Origin of the sequence: Rothia amarae, from assembly GCF_042677725.1 — a bacterium.
GTDB lineage: Bacteria > Actinomycetota > Actinomycetes > Actinomycetales > Micrococcaceae > Rothia > Rothia amarae.
This window is the reverse complement of record NZ_JBHUCN010000013.1, coordinates 433419-450549: the sequence shown is the minus strand read 5'-3', so window position 1 is coordinate 450549 and position 17131 is coordinate 433419. Positions and strand designations below refer to the sequence as shown.

Annotated in this window: 15 protein-coding genes; 6 read left to right on the top strand and 9 right to left on the bottom strand. The window is 49.3% G+C overall.

What is annotated here, in order from left to right; genetic code table 11:
* Positions 1 to 21: 21 nt before the first annotated feature.
* Positions 22 to 1017, bottom strand: a complete 996-nt coding sequence (gene hrcA / locus ACFR81_RS08885) for a heat-inducible transcriptional repressor HrcA (RefSeq protein WP_343874844.1) — start codon at positions 1015 to 1017, stop codon at positions 22 to 24.
* 117 nt (positions 1018 to 1134) lie between these two features.
* Between hrcA and ACFR81_RS08880 the strand changes: the two genes are divergently transcribed.
* Both ACFR81_RS08880 and ACFR81_RS08875 read left to right on the top strand, forming a co-directional pair.
* On the top strand, positions 1135 to 2016 hold the full coding sequence (locus ACFR81_RS08880; protein WP_343874846.1) for a DUF3097 family protein: 882 nt from the start codon (positions 1135 to 1137) through the stop codon (positions 2014 to 2016).
* A gap of 127 nt (positions 2017 to 2143) precedes the next feature.
* Positions 2144 to 2554 carry a DUF4870 domain-containing protein gene (locus tag ACFR81_RS08875; protein ID WP_343874848.1) on the top strand — a complete coding sequence of 137 codons (411 nt, stop codon included), beginning with the start codon at positions 2144 to 2146 and terminating at the stop codon, positions 2552 to 2554.
* Between the two features lie 74 nt (positions 2555 to 2628).
* Here ACFR81_RS08875 and hemW read toward each other — a convergent pair whose 3' ends face one another.
* Both hemW and lepA read right to left on the bottom strand, forming a co-directional pair.
* A complete protein-coding gene (gene hemW / locus ACFR81_RS08870; protein WP_343874850.1) occupies positions 2629 to 3879 on the bottom strand; it encodes a radical SAM family heme chaperone HemW in 1251 nt (416 codons plus the stop codon).
* Positions 3876 to 5723, bottom strand: coding sequence for a translation elongation factor 4 (gene lepA / locus ACFR81_RS08865; RefSeq protein WP_369796763.1), 1848 nt, complete (start codon positions 5721 to 5723; stop codon positions 3876 to 3878). The genes hemW and lepA overlap by 4 nt, the downstream gene beginning before the upstream one ends.
* A gap of 180 nt (positions 5724 to 5903) precedes the next feature.
* On the opposite strand from lepA, the gene ACFR81_RS08860 reads away from it, so the two are divergent.
* On the top strand, positions 5904 to 6458 hold the full coding sequence (locus ACFR81_RS08860) for a type II toxin-antitoxin system PemK/MazF family toxin (RefSeq protein WP_343874853.1): 555 nt from the start codon (positions 5904 to 5906) through the stop codon (positions 6456 to 6458).
* A gap of 172 nt (positions 6459 to 6630) precedes the next feature.
* A complete protein-coding gene (gene rpsT, locus ACFR81_RS08855) occupies positions 6631 to 6894 on the top strand; it encodes a 30S ribosomal protein S20 (RefSeq protein WP_068171135.1) in 264 nt (87 codons plus the stop codon).
* 105 nt (positions 6895 to 6999) lie between these two features.
* Here the strand turns inward: rpsT and holA are convergent, their stop codons facing one another.
* The 6 genes from holA to leuS form a co-directional block, all read right to left on the bottom strand.
* A complete protein-coding gene (gene holA / locus ACFR81_RS08850; protein ID WP_151144853.1) occupies positions 7000 to 7998 on the bottom strand; it encodes a DNA polymerase III subunit delta in 999 nt (332 codons plus the stop codon).
* 32 nt (positions 7999 to 8030) lie between these two features.
* Positions 8031 to 8942, bottom strand: a complete 912-nt coding sequence (locus ACFR81_RS08845) for an MBL fold metallo-hydrolase (RefSeq protein ID WP_151144851.1) — start codon at positions 8940 to 8942, stop codon at positions 8031 to 8033.
* Positions 8935 to 10497 carry a ComEC/Rec2 family competence protein gene (locus ACFR81_RS08840; protein ID WP_151144849.1) on the bottom strand — a complete coding sequence of 521 codons (1563 nt, stop codon included), beginning with the start codon at positions 10495 to 10497 and terminating at the stop codon, positions 8935 to 8937. The genes ACFR81_RS08845 and ACFR81_RS08840 overlap by 8 nt, the downstream gene beginning before the upstream one ends.
* Complete coding sequence (locus ACFR81_RS08835; RefSeq protein WP_151144847.1) at positions 10494 to 11405, bottom strand: helix-hairpin-helix domain-containing protein; 912 nt, start codon at positions 11403 to 11405, stop codon at positions 10494 to 10496. Before ACFR81_RS08835 ends, ACFR81_RS08840 begins: the two co-directional genes overlap by 4 nt.
* Positions 11406 to 11529: 124 nt before the next feature.
* Positions 11530 to 12417, bottom strand: coding sequence for a DegV family protein (locus tag ACFR81_RS08830; RefSeq protein WP_068171155.1), 888 nt, complete (start codon positions 12415 to 12417; stop codon positions 11530 to 11532).
* Between the two features lie 55 nt (positions 12418 to 12472).
* Positions 12473 to 14968 carry a leucine--tRNA ligase gene (gene leuS / locus ACFR81_RS08825; protein ID WP_068171283.1) on the bottom strand — a complete coding sequence of 832 codons (2496 nt, stop codon included), beginning with the start codon at positions 14966 to 14968 and terminating at the stop codon, positions 12473 to 12475.
* Between the two features lie 180 nt (positions 14969 to 15148).
* Between leuS and ACFR81_RS08820 the strand changes: the two genes are divergently transcribed.
* Together ACFR81_RS08820 and ACFR81_RS08815 are read left to right on the top strand one after the other, a co-directional pair.
* Positions 15149 to 16060: an alpha/beta fold hydrolase gene (locus ACFR81_RS08820; RefSeq protein WP_068171157.1), complete on the top strand. Its 912-nt coding sequence runs from the start codon at positions 15149 to 15151 to the stop codon at positions 16058 to 16060.
* Positions 16045 to 17127 carry a glycosyltransferase family 4 protein gene (locus ACFR81_RS08815; RefSeq protein ID WP_343874863.1) on the top strand — a complete coding sequence of 361 codons (1083 nt, stop codon included), beginning with the start codon at positions 16045 to 16047 and terminating at the stop codon, positions 17125 to 17127. Before ACFR81_RS08820 ends, ACFR81_RS08815 begins: the two co-directional genes overlap by 16 nt.
* Positions 17128 to 17131: the final 4 nt, after the last annotated feature.

Genomic DNA, 17131 nt, shown 5'->3' with positions numbered 1-17131 from the left:
TAAAAGTTTAGTGAGTGAAACTCATGTTCCCAAAATTCTTGAGAGATATTGAGCGACTCCCCGAACCGTTGCCATCGTCGATGAATAATCCATCCGGGTTGGCCCAATCACTCCAAGGTTCCTAGTGATTTCTGGTCCATAAGCTGAAGCAACAATAGAAGCCTCGCTCAAAGGCTGACTTTGTGTCTCGGCTCCGATTCGAACGGTTACTTCCTCTTCAGCCACCATCGCATTCAGCAATTGAAGCATAGTTACCTGTTCTTCCAGTGCCTCAAGAATCGGTGCAATACTTTGAGAAAAATCGTGGGTAGCATTGGCAAGATAAGAGGTGCCAGAGATGAGAAGCCGAGAATTTTGTTGAGCGAGTAACAAATCGTCTATACCAGCAAGAATACTTCGCAAGCTCATATTCGACAGTAATTCATTGTGCGCTACGATAGCTTGATGTGCTTCAAAGAAGCTTTTGCTTTTCACCAAAGAGTGTATTTTCTGCTGGGCATCCTCCGCTGATGCTAAGGGTTGCTTAAGTCCCATTATTTTTTGATGAACCTGCCCTGAATTATCAATCAAGATAACAGCCACGGTCAGCTCTGATGTTTCAATAATTTCTACATGCTGCACCGAATCACCAGTAGCAACGGGCAATTGCAATACAGCCACCTGATGGGTGAGCTGGGATAGCAGCCGCACTGTTTGCTCATAGACTTGATCCAAACTATCTGATGAGTCGAGAAAGCGATGAATCGCATTCTTTTCAGCGGGCTTCAGCGACCTAGGTTTGGCTATTTCGTCAACAAAAAAACGATAACCTTTTGCCGTTGGAATACGTCCTGCACTTGAATGGGGCGCTTGAATAAGCCCTTGCTCCTCTAGCGCCATCATTTCATTACGCACCGTAGCGCTGGAAACACCTAGCTGATGTCGCTCCACCAGCGCTTTTGAACCTACAGGCTCACGTAAACTGACATAGTCTTCGATAATGGCTTGAAGAATTTGATGTTGACGTGTCAATGACAATCCTTTTCTCCATATCGAAATCTTAAAGTTGGCACTGTAATGCAAGAAATGCTAGTTCAACTCTAATACCTATGGTTTCTCTACCTCTCTTCGTACGCTCAAAGCAAAGGAGCACCGATGTCCAATAGATATGAATGGGGAACGCAAGATCTTTCTGCCATGAACCAGCAATTTCGAAAACAGAAGCTGCGAGAGGTACCCGTCAAGCCGGGGTTACTCCTTGAAGACGTTCAGAGCGGCTGGGTAGGCGTCGTCGTTTCCCTTGAAACAATCGGTGGGATGAGGGTCGTGGGACTGGAAGACGCACGAGGCAGAGTCAAATCCTTCCCCCTGGGCTTTGGTTTCCTACTCGAAGGTGAGCCGGTTAAAGTCATCGCGCCGAAACGCGCACCTCAAAAAGCGGCTCGAATGGTGAGCCGTTCTGGCTCTCTCGCGGTGGAGGACGCACCAGCACAGGTGGCGCGGGCTTCCAGGCTATGGGTGGAAGGTATCCATGATGCCGAACTTATTGAAAAAATTTGGGGTCATGATCTGCGCGTCGAAGGTATTGTTGTTGAGCCCCTGCACGGCATAGACGATTTAGCGGAAAAGGTGGTAGCTTTCCAACCTTCAGCGCACCGCAAACTAGGTATTTTAGTAGATCATCTGGTGCCTGGAAGCAAGGAAAGCCGAATCTCTCAAGACACAATGCGCGTTAAAGGTGCCAGCGGCAATATCAAGATTGTGGGACATCCTTACATTGATGTGTGGCAGTCAGTAAAACCCTCTACGCTGGGCATCAAGCAGTGGCCAGTTGTTCCCCGGACGGAAGAATGGAAGGTTGGAATCCTCAAACGGTTTGGATGGCCCCATGAAGATCAAGCAGAAATTGCTCATGGGTGGAAAAAGCTTCTCAGCAGGGTAAATAGTTACTCTGACCTTCAGCCTGAAATTCTAGGACCTGTCGAATCATTAATTGATTTTCTGACCGAGCCAACCCCAAAGATAGCTTGTGTCTAAACTCTCCTAGCAGTTTAAGGGCATTTCCATTACTCTTCCCTTTTACTCAAAGTTTTACCTTAGAATAAGGGAAAGCCAGATACGTCGTCCGGTGAGAACCCGGTGCTTAGATAAGATTGAGAAATTATTGAAATCTACGTCAACCGCAAAAGCCACATTTGAAGGAAGCTCGTCTACACCCAATAAGCTTACGGTTCATGAGGACCGCAATATTGCGACCCTTGCACACTTCGGTGGAGTCATCGGCTGCATACCTTCGGGCATCGTTTATTACCTCTACCGTGATCGTGGAGCTTTCACTGAGCAAGAATCCCGCGAGGCTTTCAACTTTACGTTGTTACCTACCATCATCATTGTTGTTTCTATGCTCCTCACACCTCTGCCGCTGGTGGGATGGATTTTTGGGCTGATTGCAGCGCTACTCTGGAGCTATCTGGCGCTGATGTCTTTAATTGCCGGTATCAAGGTCAATAAGGGAAATCCTTACCAATACCGTGCAAACACCATGCTCTTTGACCGGCTTCTCAGCCGCCGCTAAAATTTTCAATGCATTAAGGGACGACGCCGATGCAGGCGTCGTCCCTTTATTTTCTTAAGGTGCAATATCACTGTTTATTCGGGAAGGAGCTCACGGGTGACGGCATCCCCCAGTAACCGACCTTTAAGAGTCAGCACCACACGGGAATTGAGAGGTTCAACTGCCTCAATCAGACCCTGCTTCTCTAGCCACTGAATCTTCTGGTGTAACTGATCCTCGCTCATCTGATTCTGTCCCTGCAACTCGCGCACAGTCATTCCTTCTCGAATTCGGAGCCGAAGCATTACATCTTCGAAATGTTGCTGATTGGGGGTGAGCACTTCGCGAGCCTGGGCAGGCGAAATCTGTTGGCGTATTCGTTGCGAGTAGGCTAGCGGATGCTTCACATTCCACCAACGAGTTCCGCCCCAGTGGGAATGGGCTCCCGGTCCGATACCCCACCAATTGACGTTGTGCCAATATGCCAAATTATGGGTGCTTCGAGTCGAAATATCCGTAGAGAAGTTAGACACTTCGTACCATTGGTACCCCGCCTCCCCTAGAATGCGATCTGCTAACAGATACATATCTGCCATCGCATCGTCATCCGGCATATCTAACTCACCGCGCCGAATACGTGCCCACATCTTGGTACCCTCTTCGACAATGAGCGAATAGGCAGAGATATGATCTGGGTGATATGAAACCGCGGCTCGAAGCGACTGCTCCCATTCAGCTAAAGTCTCCCCCGGAGCCCCATAAATCAAGTCGACGGAGGTTTGTAAACCTGCCTGCTGTGCCCACCTCACAACTTTGGGAACATTATCGGGTGTGTGCGTGCGATCAAGAATTTTAAGGACGCGCGGAACCGCCGACTGCATACCGAAGGAGATACGCGTAAATCCACCGTCAGCAAGTATTTGGATGTCTTCCTCATCCACAGAATCTGGATTCGCCTCGGTCGTCACTTCCGCATGTGCAGAAAGTCCGAATAGGGAGACGGCATGGTGCAAAATCCGCACTAAATCAGTGCTGGGTATCCGAGTGGGCGTGCCGCCGCCAAAGAACACCGAATGTAACGGAGTAATCTCTGCACCAGAATTTTGTAAAACACTATGCGCAAAATCGAGTTCAGCAATAGCTTCATCTGCAAAGGTATTGAGATTGACGCCGTCACCGAAATCGTCCTGGGCGTAAGTATTAAAGTCGCAATACCCACACCTCACCGAGCAATACGGCACATGAACATACAGAGAAAATGGTTTGCCAGATCCCGCCTGAACCGATTCTGAACCAATCAATCCATCACCTGGAGCTGGCATACCTACCGGCTGTGCAGGACTCACTTCTTTGCTTTATCCTTAGGCTCATCACTCGAAGAAAGTGCGGCGATGAAGGCTTCCTGTGGAACTTCCACGCGGCCCACCATCTTCATGCGTTTCTTACCCGCTTTCTGCTTCTCCAGGAGCTTGCGTTTACGGGAAATATCACCGCCGTAGCATTTCGACAGCACATCTTTTCGAATTGCACGAATATTTTCACGAGCAATAATGCGTGAACCAATTGCCGCCTGAATCGGCACTTCGAACTGCTGGCGAGGAATGAGCTCGCGCAACTTGCCCGTCATCATCACACCGTATGAATACGCTTTTTCACGGTGGGTAATAGCAGAGAAAGCATCCACTTTCTCACCCTGCAAAAGAATATCAACCTTGACCAGGTCTGCCTCTTCTTCACCATCAAACTTCCAGTCCAAAGACGCATAACCTTTGGTGCGAGATTTGAGTTGGTCAAAGAAGTCGAACACAATTTCAGCCAAGGGCAGTCGATAGCGAAGTTCTACGCGGTCTTCAGAGAGGTAATCCATGCCGCCCAGTTGCCCACGCTTGGACTGGCAAAGCTCCATGATTGCCCCAATGAATTCAGCGGGAGCGATAATGGTGCAAGCTACCATCGGTTCACGAATGGTAGCGATTTTACCTTCGGGGAATTCGCTGGGGTTCGTAACTCGTCGTGCATCCCCGTGCTCATCTACGACGTCATAGATAACGTTGGGTGCAGTTGAAATCAAATCCAAGTTGAATTCTCGTTCGAGGCGTTCGCGCACAATTTCCAGGTGGAGCAATCCGAGGAATCCGCAACGGAAACCAAACCCTAGAGCCGCGGATGTCTCCGGCTCATAAATGAGGGCGGCGTCATTAAGTTTGAGCTTATCCAAAGCATCACGCAGTAAGGGGTAATCTGATCCATCAATCGGGAACAGACCGGAGAAGACCATGGGCTTAGGATCCTCATATCCACCCAAGGACTCGGTCGCCGACTTGTGGGAGGAAGTAACGGTATCGCCCACGCGTGATTGCCGCACATCTTTCACGCCTGTGATGAGATAGCCTACCTCGCCCACTCCAAGACCCTTCGTGGGTTTAGGCTCGGGTGAAATCACGCCGATTTCCAACAAATCATGTTCAGCGTTAGTGGACATCATCTTGATTTTTTGACGGGGAGAAAGTTGCCCATCCACTACACGAACGTATGTCACGACACCACGATAGGAGTCATAGACAGAGTCAAAAATCATGGCTCTCGCCGGTGCGTCTGCTTTGCCTTGGGGCGCGGGGATGAGCTCCACGATTCTGTCTAGAAGTTCTTCTACGCCCTCACCCGTTTTACCGGAAACACGAAGGACATCTTCAGGTTCCACGCCAATCAAATTAGCCAATTCCTCGGCATACTTATCTGGATTCGCAGCGGGAAGATCAATTTTGTTAAGCACCGGAATGATGGTGAGTTCATTCTCCATCGCCAAGTAGAGATTCGCCAGCGTTTGCGCCTCGATGCCCTGAGCTGCATCCACCAGTAAGAGTGCACCTTCACAAGCAGCCAAGGAACGAGAAACCTCATAGGTGAAGTCAACGTGACCGGGAGTATCAATCATGTTGAGCGCGTAGGCTTGACCGTCGACTTCCCAGGGCATACGAACAGCCTGAGATTTAATGGTAATTCCGCGTTCGCGTTCAATATCCATACGGTCAAGATACTGTGCTTTCATCTCGCGTGGAGTTACTACTCCGGTTGCCTGAAGCATACGGTCAGCAAGGGTGGACTTACCATGGTCAATATGCGCAATAATGCAGAAATTGCGGAGAATCTCCGGATTAGTTGCGGCCGGTTCAGGCGCGTGGGTAGCCATAGGTGACACTGAGGAATTTCCTTTCAGGCGCAATAAGCTGCGAGGTACATAGAATCAGTTAACTAGTGTCCCACGATTTTGGGTTTTATGCTCGTTGGCGGTGTACACTTCCTCGCTCAAACACGGTGTTTTCCCTCAAGTTCTTCCAAACTCACAAGGGAGCAGACTAGATTTGGGATTATGCAGATAAATTTTGGCACCATTAGACGATTCCTAGACTTAGCACAGCGCGCCTATAGCGAATATCAGAAGATACAGGGAAAACAACCTCAATCTTCAGGTCCATCTTCCTCCCAGCGTCCTCGTACAAACGACTCCCTTCGCCGGACCTCGGTTCCTGGAAATTACCCCGGGGACTACGTAGGTCCTGTGAACTTCTCCTACTCTCCCGATGCCGACGGCGCACCTGATCCTGGTGAAGTCGTGTGGGCATGGGTTCCTTATGAAGAGGACTATTCCCAGGGAAAAGACCGCCCGATTATTCTCATCGGTAAAGACGGACAGTACCTGCTGGCTTTGATGCTCACTAGCAAAGACCACAACAATAGGAACACCCATGACCCGGCTTACCTGGATATTGGAGTTGGGTTATGGGATAAACAAGGGCGTCCTTCGGAAGTTAAACTCGACCGAGTAATTCGCGTGCTACCCGAAGAAGTCCGCCGCGAAGGAGCCATTATGGACGGCGGTACATTTAACCGCATACAGCGTGCCTTTGAGCAAACTAACAATTAATCTCTTCTTAACCCCTGAACACCGAACGTTCTTTCTGATAAAGTGAACGCTGTGTGTCCGATGGTCATCGGGCACTGCTGACCGATTGCCATAGGCATCCCCACGCCACTCAGTCGATGATTGGTCAGCATTAGCCCTCACCGACCAATTAGACAAAAAGAAAGTTTTAATCGTGGCAAACATTAAGTCCCAGAAAAAGCGCATCCTCACCAACGAGAAGGCTCGCCTGCGTAACAACGCTATCAAGTCTGATCTCAAGACTTCTCTCCGCAAGGTAGATTCTGCTGTTGAGGCGCAGAACAAGGAAGAAGCTGTTTCAGCTCTCCGTACTGCAAGCCGCAAACTGGACAAGGCCGTCTCCAAGGGCGTTCTTCACAAAAAGAATGCTGCTAACAAGAAGTCAGGTCTTGCTGCACGCGTAAACAAGCTTTCCTAATTTATCGTTGCCTCTGGCAACTGTCTATTAGTGAAGTGACTGTAAAGCCCCGGAGTTTATACTCCGGGGCTTTACTGTTCTCTGATGCAAAGGAAGTTGTTAGGTCTAACGCGCTCTAGCGATGGTGAGAACGGCTTTTTCAAGTGAGTACATGGGATCCGCAGATTCGCCTTTGAGCTGAGAATCGACGTCTGCAAGAACTCTCAGAATATTGCTGAGGTCTACATCTGAATACCTCCGCGAGTCGCGTTGCGCCTGTTCTACTTGCCAGGGCGCCATCTTCAGTTCGGAAGCTAGGCCAGCGGCATTTCCACGGCTTCCATGTACTCGGGCTATATTTCGGATTCTCATGGCCAGTGCGCCGACCAGCGGTATTGGTTCTACACCGGTATCGAGCGCATGACGAAGCAATTTCAGCGCCTGTCGACTATCTCCTGCCACTGCAGCATCGCTCACCTTGAACGCCGATGCCTCGGTACGTCCTCCGTAGTAAATATCTACCAGGTTTTCTGTGATGGTTTCTGGGCCGTCATTAATTAACTGCAAGCAGGCAGAGGCTAACTCTGCGGTATCGTTCCCCGCAGCTGCCACTAGTAACCGAATCGCTTGAGGTTCTATCTTCTTGTGGTGCTCGCGAAATTCAAAATTAACAAACGCTACTTTGTCATTCTCCGTTTTGAGGGGTTTGGTTTCGACCCAAAGTAACTTTCGCGAAGCACGCACGGTATCCAGTAGTTTTTTCCCCCTGTTACCACCCGAATGATGCATGACTAGCATGTTATCGGTCTCGGGATTAGCGCAGTATTTCAAGGCATCCTGTAAGAAATCTTCATTCATAGAAGCGAGGTTTTTTACTTCGATGATTTTAGAATTTCCAAAGAGCGAGGGGCTCGCTACTAGGTCAAGCTCACCCTTGGAGTAGTCCTTAGCGTTGAGTGAGACGAGCTCAGAATCTACAGTGAGTTCACGGAATGAGCTACGTAATCTTGCTTCGGTTCGTGATACGAAGTATTCATCATTCCCATACAGCAAAACGACGGGAGCCGGGCTAACGGAACGCCATTCTTGGGTAGCTGTAGATTTTGATGAAGTAGCGCGTGACATATGATTCCTCTCGCAGATTAGTACTCATTCTTTCATGTTTTCTGAGTAACTACAGACAATGAGGATTGCTCATTGGAGAGAGCAAAAGCAATATCACCTGCTTGGCTGCTTTCATAAATTTGGGTTCCTGCATCGGTGAGCGAATCCATAATTTCTCTATGCGGATGACCGTAGGAATTGTTGAGTCCCGCTGAAATTAGACCTACGGAGGGACGTAACTTCTTTTCTAGGGCATCTCCTGAGTGTTTAGAACCATGATGAGGAACCTTGAGTATGTCTACCGGAAGATTTGAGAGTGACGGCAGAATGTTGTGCACTGTTTCCTGCTGAATATCGCCGGTAAGAAGAACATGGAATGAACTCGAATTTTTAGTATTTCTTATATCGAGATAAAGAACCACCGAGCTATTATTCTCTTGAGCTGATTTGCCATCACCCGGCACAAAGTCGCTCGTCGTTGGTGCATTTAATATCCTGATAGAGAGTGTCGGTGTCGGTTCCAGTAAGGATTTTGCCGTCAGTACATGATAGTTTCCTCCCGAATACTCATGGCTGATTGCGCTGGCAGAATGCTCAGAGGTCCAAATGTCACACCCGTTGCAAATCCCCGGTAACCCTCCCTCATGATCTGCATGAGCATGAGTAATAATTACGGCATCTATTGTCTTGATGCCCGCCCATCGAAGGCAACTCTTAGCATTCTGTGGATCGGGCCCGGCATCGACTAAAATAGCTGAATTATTTCCCGTGCGTAGAAGGGACATATCTCCCTGCCCTACATCGCAGCTGATAAATTGCCAATCTGCTGGTGCAGACCCCCTGCTTTGAGGCTGGAATTTTAGGATGATGAAACAGACCGCTACGCATACTAACAATGCACAAAATATTTGTTTTCTTGAGGATCGCTTATATTTTTTCTTCTTGATAAGAGAATGCTTAGACACGACTAAATTCCTCCGTTGAACTGAGCAGATAATGAGTTAATTTTTGGTCGAGCATAAGGATCATCCCGGAAATGATGAAAACCGATAGGCAGGTCAGCGACAATGAACTGGGGCTGAGCGGACAAGATATAGTGCTCCCTGGTAAACGTGAAATGAAATCTGCCAGGCTAAGTAAGGGTTGCGAAAACAGCGTTGAAAGGTGCGCGAGCAACTCGAAGATGGCGGGTGTATGGACAAGAAAACAAACTAAGGCGAGTAATCCAGTCAGCGTAAGCGGTACCACCAGAGGGGCAGCCAGAACATTTGCGAAAACTGAGTAGGGCATGAACTGCTCGCTGAGGATGAGAATCAGTGGAGCCGTCCAGAGACTCGCAGCACATGGAACGGCAATGATTTCAGCCAGCAACTTAGGTAGTACGCACTCCAACAAGCGCGTGAGCGCAGGTGCGATGACAATGAGTGCCACGGTGGCAAAAAGTGACAGCAGAAAACCAAAGTTAAGGCTGAGCTCAGGTCTAAGCAATAAGAGAAAAAGGACGGCGGTGGAGAAGACGGGCAACGCTGATTTTCCGCTCCCCATCACCAAAGCTATTGCTCCCACCATGCCCATGCACCAGGCGCGGATGACCGACCCCTCCCAACCCACCAGAGTGGCATAAGCCAATGTACCTGTCCATGCCAGCATAATTAGGGGTGTCCGCCGTACGTAAAAGAGCTGACCGAACCTATAAATCACCATAAAGATGAGCGTGATATTTGCACCCGATACAGCCGTCAAATGAAGCAAACCTGCCACCTTAAAGTCGCCTTTTGTATCCGCAAGCATGGAGCTGTCGTCGCCATAGGCTAGCCCGAGCAGAAGCGCCGTCTGGTCTGCTGAAATTGCGCTCAGAGTAGCACTTCGTACAGAGTCTTTAAGTTGAATAACCTGCGATGGCGTAGCTGGAGGCTGGTGAGCCGTAATATGGGGCTTTTCTAGCTGAACCTTTCCCTTCTCCTCACTGAGTATGCCGACTACTTCTATCTCTGTGGACTTCTGAACAGGTTCCGGAAGAAACGTTATGACAGATCGAGCAAAGGTATGTTTTTGTCCTGCGCACTGGATGAAGTCAACGTCCAGTTCGGTGAGGGATGACCCCGTGCTGGTTTGGCGGGAAGAACGGACTTCTGCGTGAAGGCGAGCTGCATGATGAGAGCACTGGTCCACGACCGTCTGGTCGTTGAAATAGCCCTGTGCTGCTAAGGAAAGAACCTCCAAGCTTGCAAAAACTAGACACACCACTATCTGCGACTGGGCTTTGGAGAGCCAGGACAATGACTGGAATGAAGAACTTCTTATTCGAAAGAGAACCCCTATCGCCAGAGTAGCTAGCAGTATGGAGACAAGCGCTTTGCTACCCCACAGCATGAAGATGATGAGGAGAACAAGAACAAAGAAGCTGCTCAAAAAGAGCCTAAAATCCATGAGTTTTGGCTTTTGCGCCTCATGAATCTTCTCGTCTTTACCCTGAATTGTCGCTAGAAACTTCCGTCGGATATGTGCGGGAGAATTCATCCGACACTAACCAAGGGTGTAATATTTTCCATCATGGCGGGTCCGATACCAGGAACGCCATCTAAATCTTCGACCGATGTAAATGATCCTATTGATTCCCGGTATTCGATGATTTTTTCAGCCAACTTGGGTCCGACTCGAGGTAGCTTTTCGAGTTCTTCTGCGGTAGCAGTGTTCAAATTAATCAGAGTTGTTCCCGGTGAGGAAGCCTGCTGAGATGGCGCTAGTTCTTTACTTGCCTGAGCAGCCTGTGGTACTGCCTCTATCTGTTCACCCTGGCGGGGAACTAGAATTTGTACCCCGTCCTGAACTGGTTGAGCTAGATTAATCCGGTTAAGATCTGCCTCTGGCAGTGCTCCCCCAGCAGTTTTAAGGGCATCCCCCCAACGCATAGTTGATTCCAGGGTGTACAGTCCCGGTCTTTTGACAGCACCTGCCACATGAACCTGCACAGATGACATCGAAGCGGAGGAATGTGCTGTAGCTCCGGCGGATTCAGAAACCGGTTTTTGAGATGCTCCCTCTGTATCTTCTAGTGCAAGGGATGATGTAGTCAGTGGAACGGTTTCAGGATCTTCGGGGGAAAAGATACTGTTCCAGAGAAATAAACCCAAAAGAGCAACAACACCCACTGCCAGCACTGCGATGATGGTCTTAAACGGAATGCTCCAACGATACCTATTGCCGAAGCCTGAAGTAACTTCTTGTTCAGGAAATATCTCTAGTTCCTCGTAGAGGCTCTCAGCACGTCCGTCTGAATCGGCCCAGGCATTATCTTCGCCCTCGTCAATGACATCATCGGAGAAGTTGTCCAAGGAATCGTCCCAGGTATTTTCTGGTTTAAGACGGCGGGCGCGAAGAATGCGATCAGGATGCTCTCTTGGGGTGGGGTCGCTACGGTGACTCATGCAATGAACGCTAGAACAAAAGTGAGTTGCTCATTTCTTACTGAGTCGCAATCTGTGGATAACCGAGCTGATTTCTCTTAATCCACAGGTTCTCGTACCTCATTTGGTCAGTTCTTGCAGATTGTTAATAGACAGCCACCGCTAAGGCTCCTAACCCTGTGTGCGCGCAGAGTACCGCAGGTAGGGGCGAAATAAGAATATTCGACGAAAACTCGTTTGCCTCAATCCAGCTTTCTAACTCGGATCGGTTAGCTGAAAAATGTGCCCCCACAATAGCTCCGGTAGCAATTGGAGTTCGTTCATGCTCAGGATAAAACTCAACTGCATGGCGTCGATCGCTTTCCCTCTTGCAATGAGCAGCAAGGAGGTCTTTGGCTCGTTCTATTGTTCGAGGGCGCTCTAGATATATCAATTTTCCATCTTCGACCGTGGCAACAGGACGAATTTGGAGGAGCTGCCCCACACGCGCTAAAGCAGGACTAACACGCCCTCCCCTTTTTAACGCATCGAGTGTTGGAATATAAAAGAAGAGCTGAATATTCTCACAGATTTCGTGGGCGATTTCTGCCAGTTCTCGCGGGTTTTCAAGGGTTTGCGCCAACTCATGGATTTTCAGTACTGCCCACCCCAGGGCTAGCGCTACTGTCTGGGAATCTACCACAATGATTTTTGCTGAAAAATCTTTTGCTGCAGTCCGAGCTACATCATAGGTACTAGATAACTCAGAGGAAAGATGTAACGAGAGAACCGTTTCAAAGCCCTGGTTCAGCAAATCTCGGTAGGTATTTTGAAATGCACCGATTGACGGGCTGGCTGTCTTAATAGTGTGACCTAACGCATGGGCGAGAGCAATGCGTTCACCTACTTCATCCTCTGAAAGATGACCAAGACTGCTTCCTTCAATCTCTACCGAAAGCGGCACCACTGCAAAACCTCCACACTTCTGAAGTTTGAGAATCATTTCAGAAGGAAGGGCAGCAGAAGAGTCCGTAACAATCGCAATTTTTTGCATACGAAGATTAGTGGCGGATACGAATATTCATTCGTACCCGCCACTTCGCCTTTAATTAGATAACGATATTGACGAGTTTTGGAGCTCGGACAATCACCTTGCGCACCGTAGCATCGCCAATAATTTTTTGAATAGTTTCAGACGCCACAGCAAGAGCTTCCAAATCCTGCTCAGAAATATCCTTCGAGACTTCCAAGCGATCTTTGACTTTGCCCTTGATCTGGACGATAGCGGTTACCGTATCATCAATCAGTTGAGCTTCATCAATTGCGGGCCAGCCAGCTTCGAGAACCGGCTGGGTATGCCCGAGCATGTGCCAGATATCTTCTGCTGTATAAGGAGCGTAAAGAGACAGTAAAATAGCAATTGCTTCAGCGGCTTCACGCACTGCGGGATCTGCCGAACCAGCACCAGAATCAATGGCCTTGCGGGTAGCGTTCACCAATTCCATGGTGCGTGCAACGAGAACGTTGAATTTACCATTTTCAACCTGTTCTGCGGCGTCGTGCATCGTGCGGTGGACTAGCTGATGCAACTTCTTATCACCGGTTGCAAAATCGACGCCAGGTTCACTGGTGACATCTTGACCAATACGCCAGGCACGGGCCAGAAACTTCTGGGCGCCGCCGGGAGATACATCTGCCCAGTCGACGTCGTCCTCCGGCGGAGAAGCAAACACCATGGTGGTACGCACTGCATCGACGCCAAACTGATCTAGCTGTTCGCCAAGATTAACACCATTACCCAGGGACTTTGACATCGCCTTACCCTGGTTGAGTACCTGCCCCTGGTTCATTAATTTCTTAAAAGGCTCACCGTGCTCAATCAATCCTAAGTCACGCACTACCTTGGTGAAGAAACGTGCATAAAGCAAATGCAAAATAGCATGCTCGACGCCGCCGACATACATGTCGACCGATCCCCACTTCTTCATTTCTGCAGGGTCAAAAGGACCGCCCTCAAACTGTGGAGAAACATAGCGCAGGAAATACCAGGATGAATCGACAAAGGTATCCATCGTGTCTGAATCGCGCTTAGCCGGTTTGCCGCACTGAGGACAATCTACTGAGTTCCAAGCATCGTCAGCAGCCAAGGGTGACTGTCCCTGAGGAGCCAGGTCTTCGCCCTTCAGGTTATCGGGCAACGTCACGGGTAGCTGATCCTCAGGTACCAAGACCTCGCCGCAATCCTCGCAGTGAATTACAGGGATCGGCGTGCCCCAAAAACGCTGACGTGATAGCAACCAGTCACGCAAACGGTAGATAGTTTTACCTTCACCGGTTCCCGAAGCTTCAATAATCTCAATCGCTTTCTGAAGCGCTTCCTTCTGAGGAAGTCCCGAAAGCTCGCCGGAATTGATGAGAGTTCCCTCTCCGGTGGTGGCAATACCGGTTTCAGCTGGGTCTTCCTCACCAGTTTCAATAACAGTGACAACAGGAATATCGAACTTCTTCGCGAAATCAAGATCGCGCTGATCATGCGCAGGAACAGCCATAATTGCGCCTGTACCATAATCTGCCAGAACATAATCCGATGCCCAAATGGGAAGCTTCTCACCCGTCAAAGGATTCACGGCATAGCGCCCGGTGAAGACACCGGTCTTCTCGCGCTCAGTAGACTGACGGTCAATATCAGACAAAGCCTTAATAGACTCCCGATAGGCCTCAAGCTCTTCCCTCTTCTCCTCAGATACAATTTCCAAAGCTAAATCTGAGTCAGCAGCAACCACAAAGAAAGTAGCACCGTAAAGGGTATCTGGTCGAGTGGTAAAGACGGTAATATCCGTTGCGCCCTGGCTCCCTTGCGCTTCTATAGCAAAACGGACTTCCGCTCCCTCCGAACGTCCAATCCAGTTTCTCTGCATAGCCAAAACACGATCGGGCCACTGACCCTCTAGCTGCTTCATATCTTCAAGCAGCTCTTCAGCGTAGTCAGTAATCTTGAAGTACCACTGATTCAAGGACTTCTTAGTAACAGCTGTACCGCACCGCTCACACTCGCCATTGACCACCTGTTCATTGGCAAGCACAGTCTGATCCTTAGGGCACCAATTCACCTGAGAATACTTGCGGTACGCAAGACCCCTCTTATAGAACTGCTCAAAAAGCCACTGAGTCCAACGATAATATTCAGGATCAGATGTATGCAGACGACGAGACCAGTCCACCATAATGCCATAACGCTTAAAAGAATTAGCCTGAGTCTCAATATTCTTATAGGTCCACTCTTTCGGATGAGTATTATTCTTAATCGCCGCATTTTCTGCAGGCAAACCAAAAGAATCCCAGCCGATAGGATGCAGAACATCAAAGCCCTGCTGCTTCCAATAACGCGCATTCACGTCCCCAATCGCAAATGCCTCCGCGTGTCCCATATGCAAATCCCCAGAAGGATAGGGGAACATATCCAGAACGTAACGGCGCTCCTTAGCGGGATCGTTAGTGGGTGAAAAGACTCCTGTCTCCTCCCAATAAGGCTGCCACTTAGCCTCAATTTCCTGGAAGTCGTAGGACTTTTCTTGAGATTCTGCAGGTTCTACCTCAGCTGACACAGCGGTAATTCCTTCAATTCGATGGGTGATAACGCGGTACACGTTCCCGGTGCAACCGCGAACGTGTACATTCCTACACATTCTAGCTTGAAACCCAAAGACGAGCAGGCACCAAAGATGGCAGGGTAAAGTGCTATTAAACAAACTTCTACCCACATACGTGAGATGCGAGCACGCTAGATGAGTGAACAAGGCGAAATTTTTGAACCTATCCCGCAAAATGTATCTGCAGGTACAGAGCACGTTACGTGCATCCTAGGCGCTCGCACACGCTACTGGGAGTATGGAAAACTTGACGGCACTCCCCTCGTTTTAGTGCACGGTTTTCGCGGCGACCACCACGGGTTAGAACTGATTACCCACTATCTCGCGCAGTTTAGAGTAATTGTTCCTGATTTGCCTGGGTTTGGAAAAAGCGATGCTCTCCCCGGCATCCAACATCATCTCTCAACCTATGCTGCTTGGTTAGATGAATTTCTGCACCATGTGGTGAAGCAAGAAACTATTTATCTGGTAGGCCATAGTTTTGGGTCCATAGTATGTAGCTACTTTGCCGCTAATAGACCCGAACGGATCCGTCGTCTTGCTCTGATTAATCCCATTAGCCAGCCTGCTCTGGAGGGCAACCAAAAGGTGTTGTCTCGTTTAGCTGATCTTTACTATTCAGCTGGAGAAAAACTTCCGGCCCCGTTAGGGTTCAGCCTTCTGAGGTCGTCCATTGTAACTATGCTTTCAAGCAAATTCATGGCCAAAAACAAGGATAAGAAACTCCAACGGTATATTGATGGTCAGCATCATGCCTACTTTGGAAACTTCACATCACGCCGGGCTCTGCTCGAAGCCTATCGAACTTCAGTGAGTGAAACAGCTGCCCGCTATGCCCCTTCAATTCTTATCCCAACTCTCATGATTGTGGCAGAAAAAGACGATTTGGGCACTCTAGAGACCCAGCATTCTATGGCTCAGAGCATCCCCCACTGCACCCTGAAAATCATCCCGCGGGTAGGGCACCTCATCCACTACGAAACCCCCCGACGCGCGGCCCACCTGATCTCAGATTTTTTTGAAGGAAACTCATGCGATTACTCATAGACGCACGCTACGTTCGCGTTGGATTTCACGACGGCATCAGCCGCTATACTGCTTCCCTCCTCCAAGCCCTATATGACCTCAAGCAAAAAGATCACCCCCTTACCCATGATATCGACATCGTCATGGCGGTGAGTGAAGACGGTCAACTGCAGATGCTCCCCCCTTTTCCCCATCTCAGACTGCACTCTCCCACAGGTGTACTCGAACCCTTCAGCGCGCTGATTCTCAACCGATATCGCCCCGATATAGTGTTTTCCCCCATGCAAACCATGGGTAGCTGGGGTAGAAAATTCAAGTTAGTCCTCACCCTCCACGACCTGATTTACTACTCTTATCCCCAACCACCCAGCTTTCTTCCCTTACCCGTGCAATGGGGCTGGCGCCTCTTCCATCAAACTTATTCTCCCCAGCGTTTTCTTCTCAACGGCGCCGACGCTGTCACCACGGTTTCCCACACCACCGCAGCACTGATTCGCACCCACCGGCTTACCCGCCGTCCTCTCTGGATCATCCCTAATGCTCCACAACAAGTAGAAACAGGAACACCCTTACCCCAGAGTCAACGAACTAAGAAACTCATCTATATGGGTTCTTTCATGCCCTACAAAAATGTAGAAACCCTTCTACAAGCCATGCATGAATTACCGGAGTACGAACTCCATCTCCTCTCAAAAATTCCTGCCGCCCGACAAACAGAACTAGAGCCGCTCACCGCACCAAACACCCACTTCCACCACGGTGTAACTGATGCTGAATATCGCCAACTTCTTCACGATAGTTTTGCACTCTTGACTGCATCCAAGGCAGAGGGCTACGGGTTGCCCGTCGTCGAAGCTCAATCGGCGGGGTGCCCCGTCGTCATCAGCGACATAGAAATATTCCAGGAAATCGCGCCTCACAGCCTTCGATTCGACACAGATAACCCTTACGGTCTCGTCAAAAAAATCAGAGAGCTTGAAAACCCCGACACCTACGCCAGCGCCCAAAAGTTAGGACGACTCGATGCCGCTCAATACAGCTGGGAAAAATCGGCGCTAGAGTTATTGGGTCACCTCAAAAACCTCTAACACG

Excerpts from the sequence above, each read along its gene's own strand:
- lepA (WP_369796763.1), bottom strand. The coding sequence starts at position 5,723 with ATGGCTACCCACGCGCCTGAACCGGCCGCAACTAATCCGGAGATTCTC.
- ACFR81_RS08840 (WP_151144849.1), bottom strand. The coding sequence starts at position 10,497 with ATGAATTCTCCCGCACATATCCGACGGAAGTTTCTAGCGACAATTCAG.
- ACFR81_RS08820 (WP_068171157.1), top strand. The coding sequence starts at position 15,149 with ATGAGTGAACAAGGCGAAATTTTTGAACCTATCCCGCAAAATGTATCT.
- holA (WP_151144853.1), bottom strand. The coding sequence starts at position 7,998 with ATGTCACGCGCTACTTCATCAAAATCTACAGCTACCCAAGAATGGCGT.
- ACFR81_RS08835 (WP_151144847.1), bottom strand. The coding sequence starts at position 11,405 with ATGAGTCACCGTAGCGACCCCACCCCAAGAGAGCATCCTGATCGCATT.
- ACFR81_RS08860 (WP_343874853.1), top strand. The coding sequence starts at position 5,904 with ATGCAGATAAATTTTGGCACCATTAGACGATTCCTAGACTTAGCACAG.
- ACFR81_RS08880 (WP_343874846.1), top strand. The coding sequence starts at position 1,135 with ATGTCCAATAGATATGAATGGGGAACGCAAGATCTTTCTGCCATGAAC.
- ACFR81_RS08830 (WP_068171155.1), bottom strand. The coding sequence starts at position 12,417 with ATGCAAAAAATTGCGATTGTTACGGACTCTTCTGCTGCCCTTCCTTCT.
- ACFR81_RS08815 (WP_343874863.1), top strand. The coding sequence starts at position 16,045 with ATGCGATTACTCATAGACGCACGCTACGTTCGCGTTGGATTTCACGAC.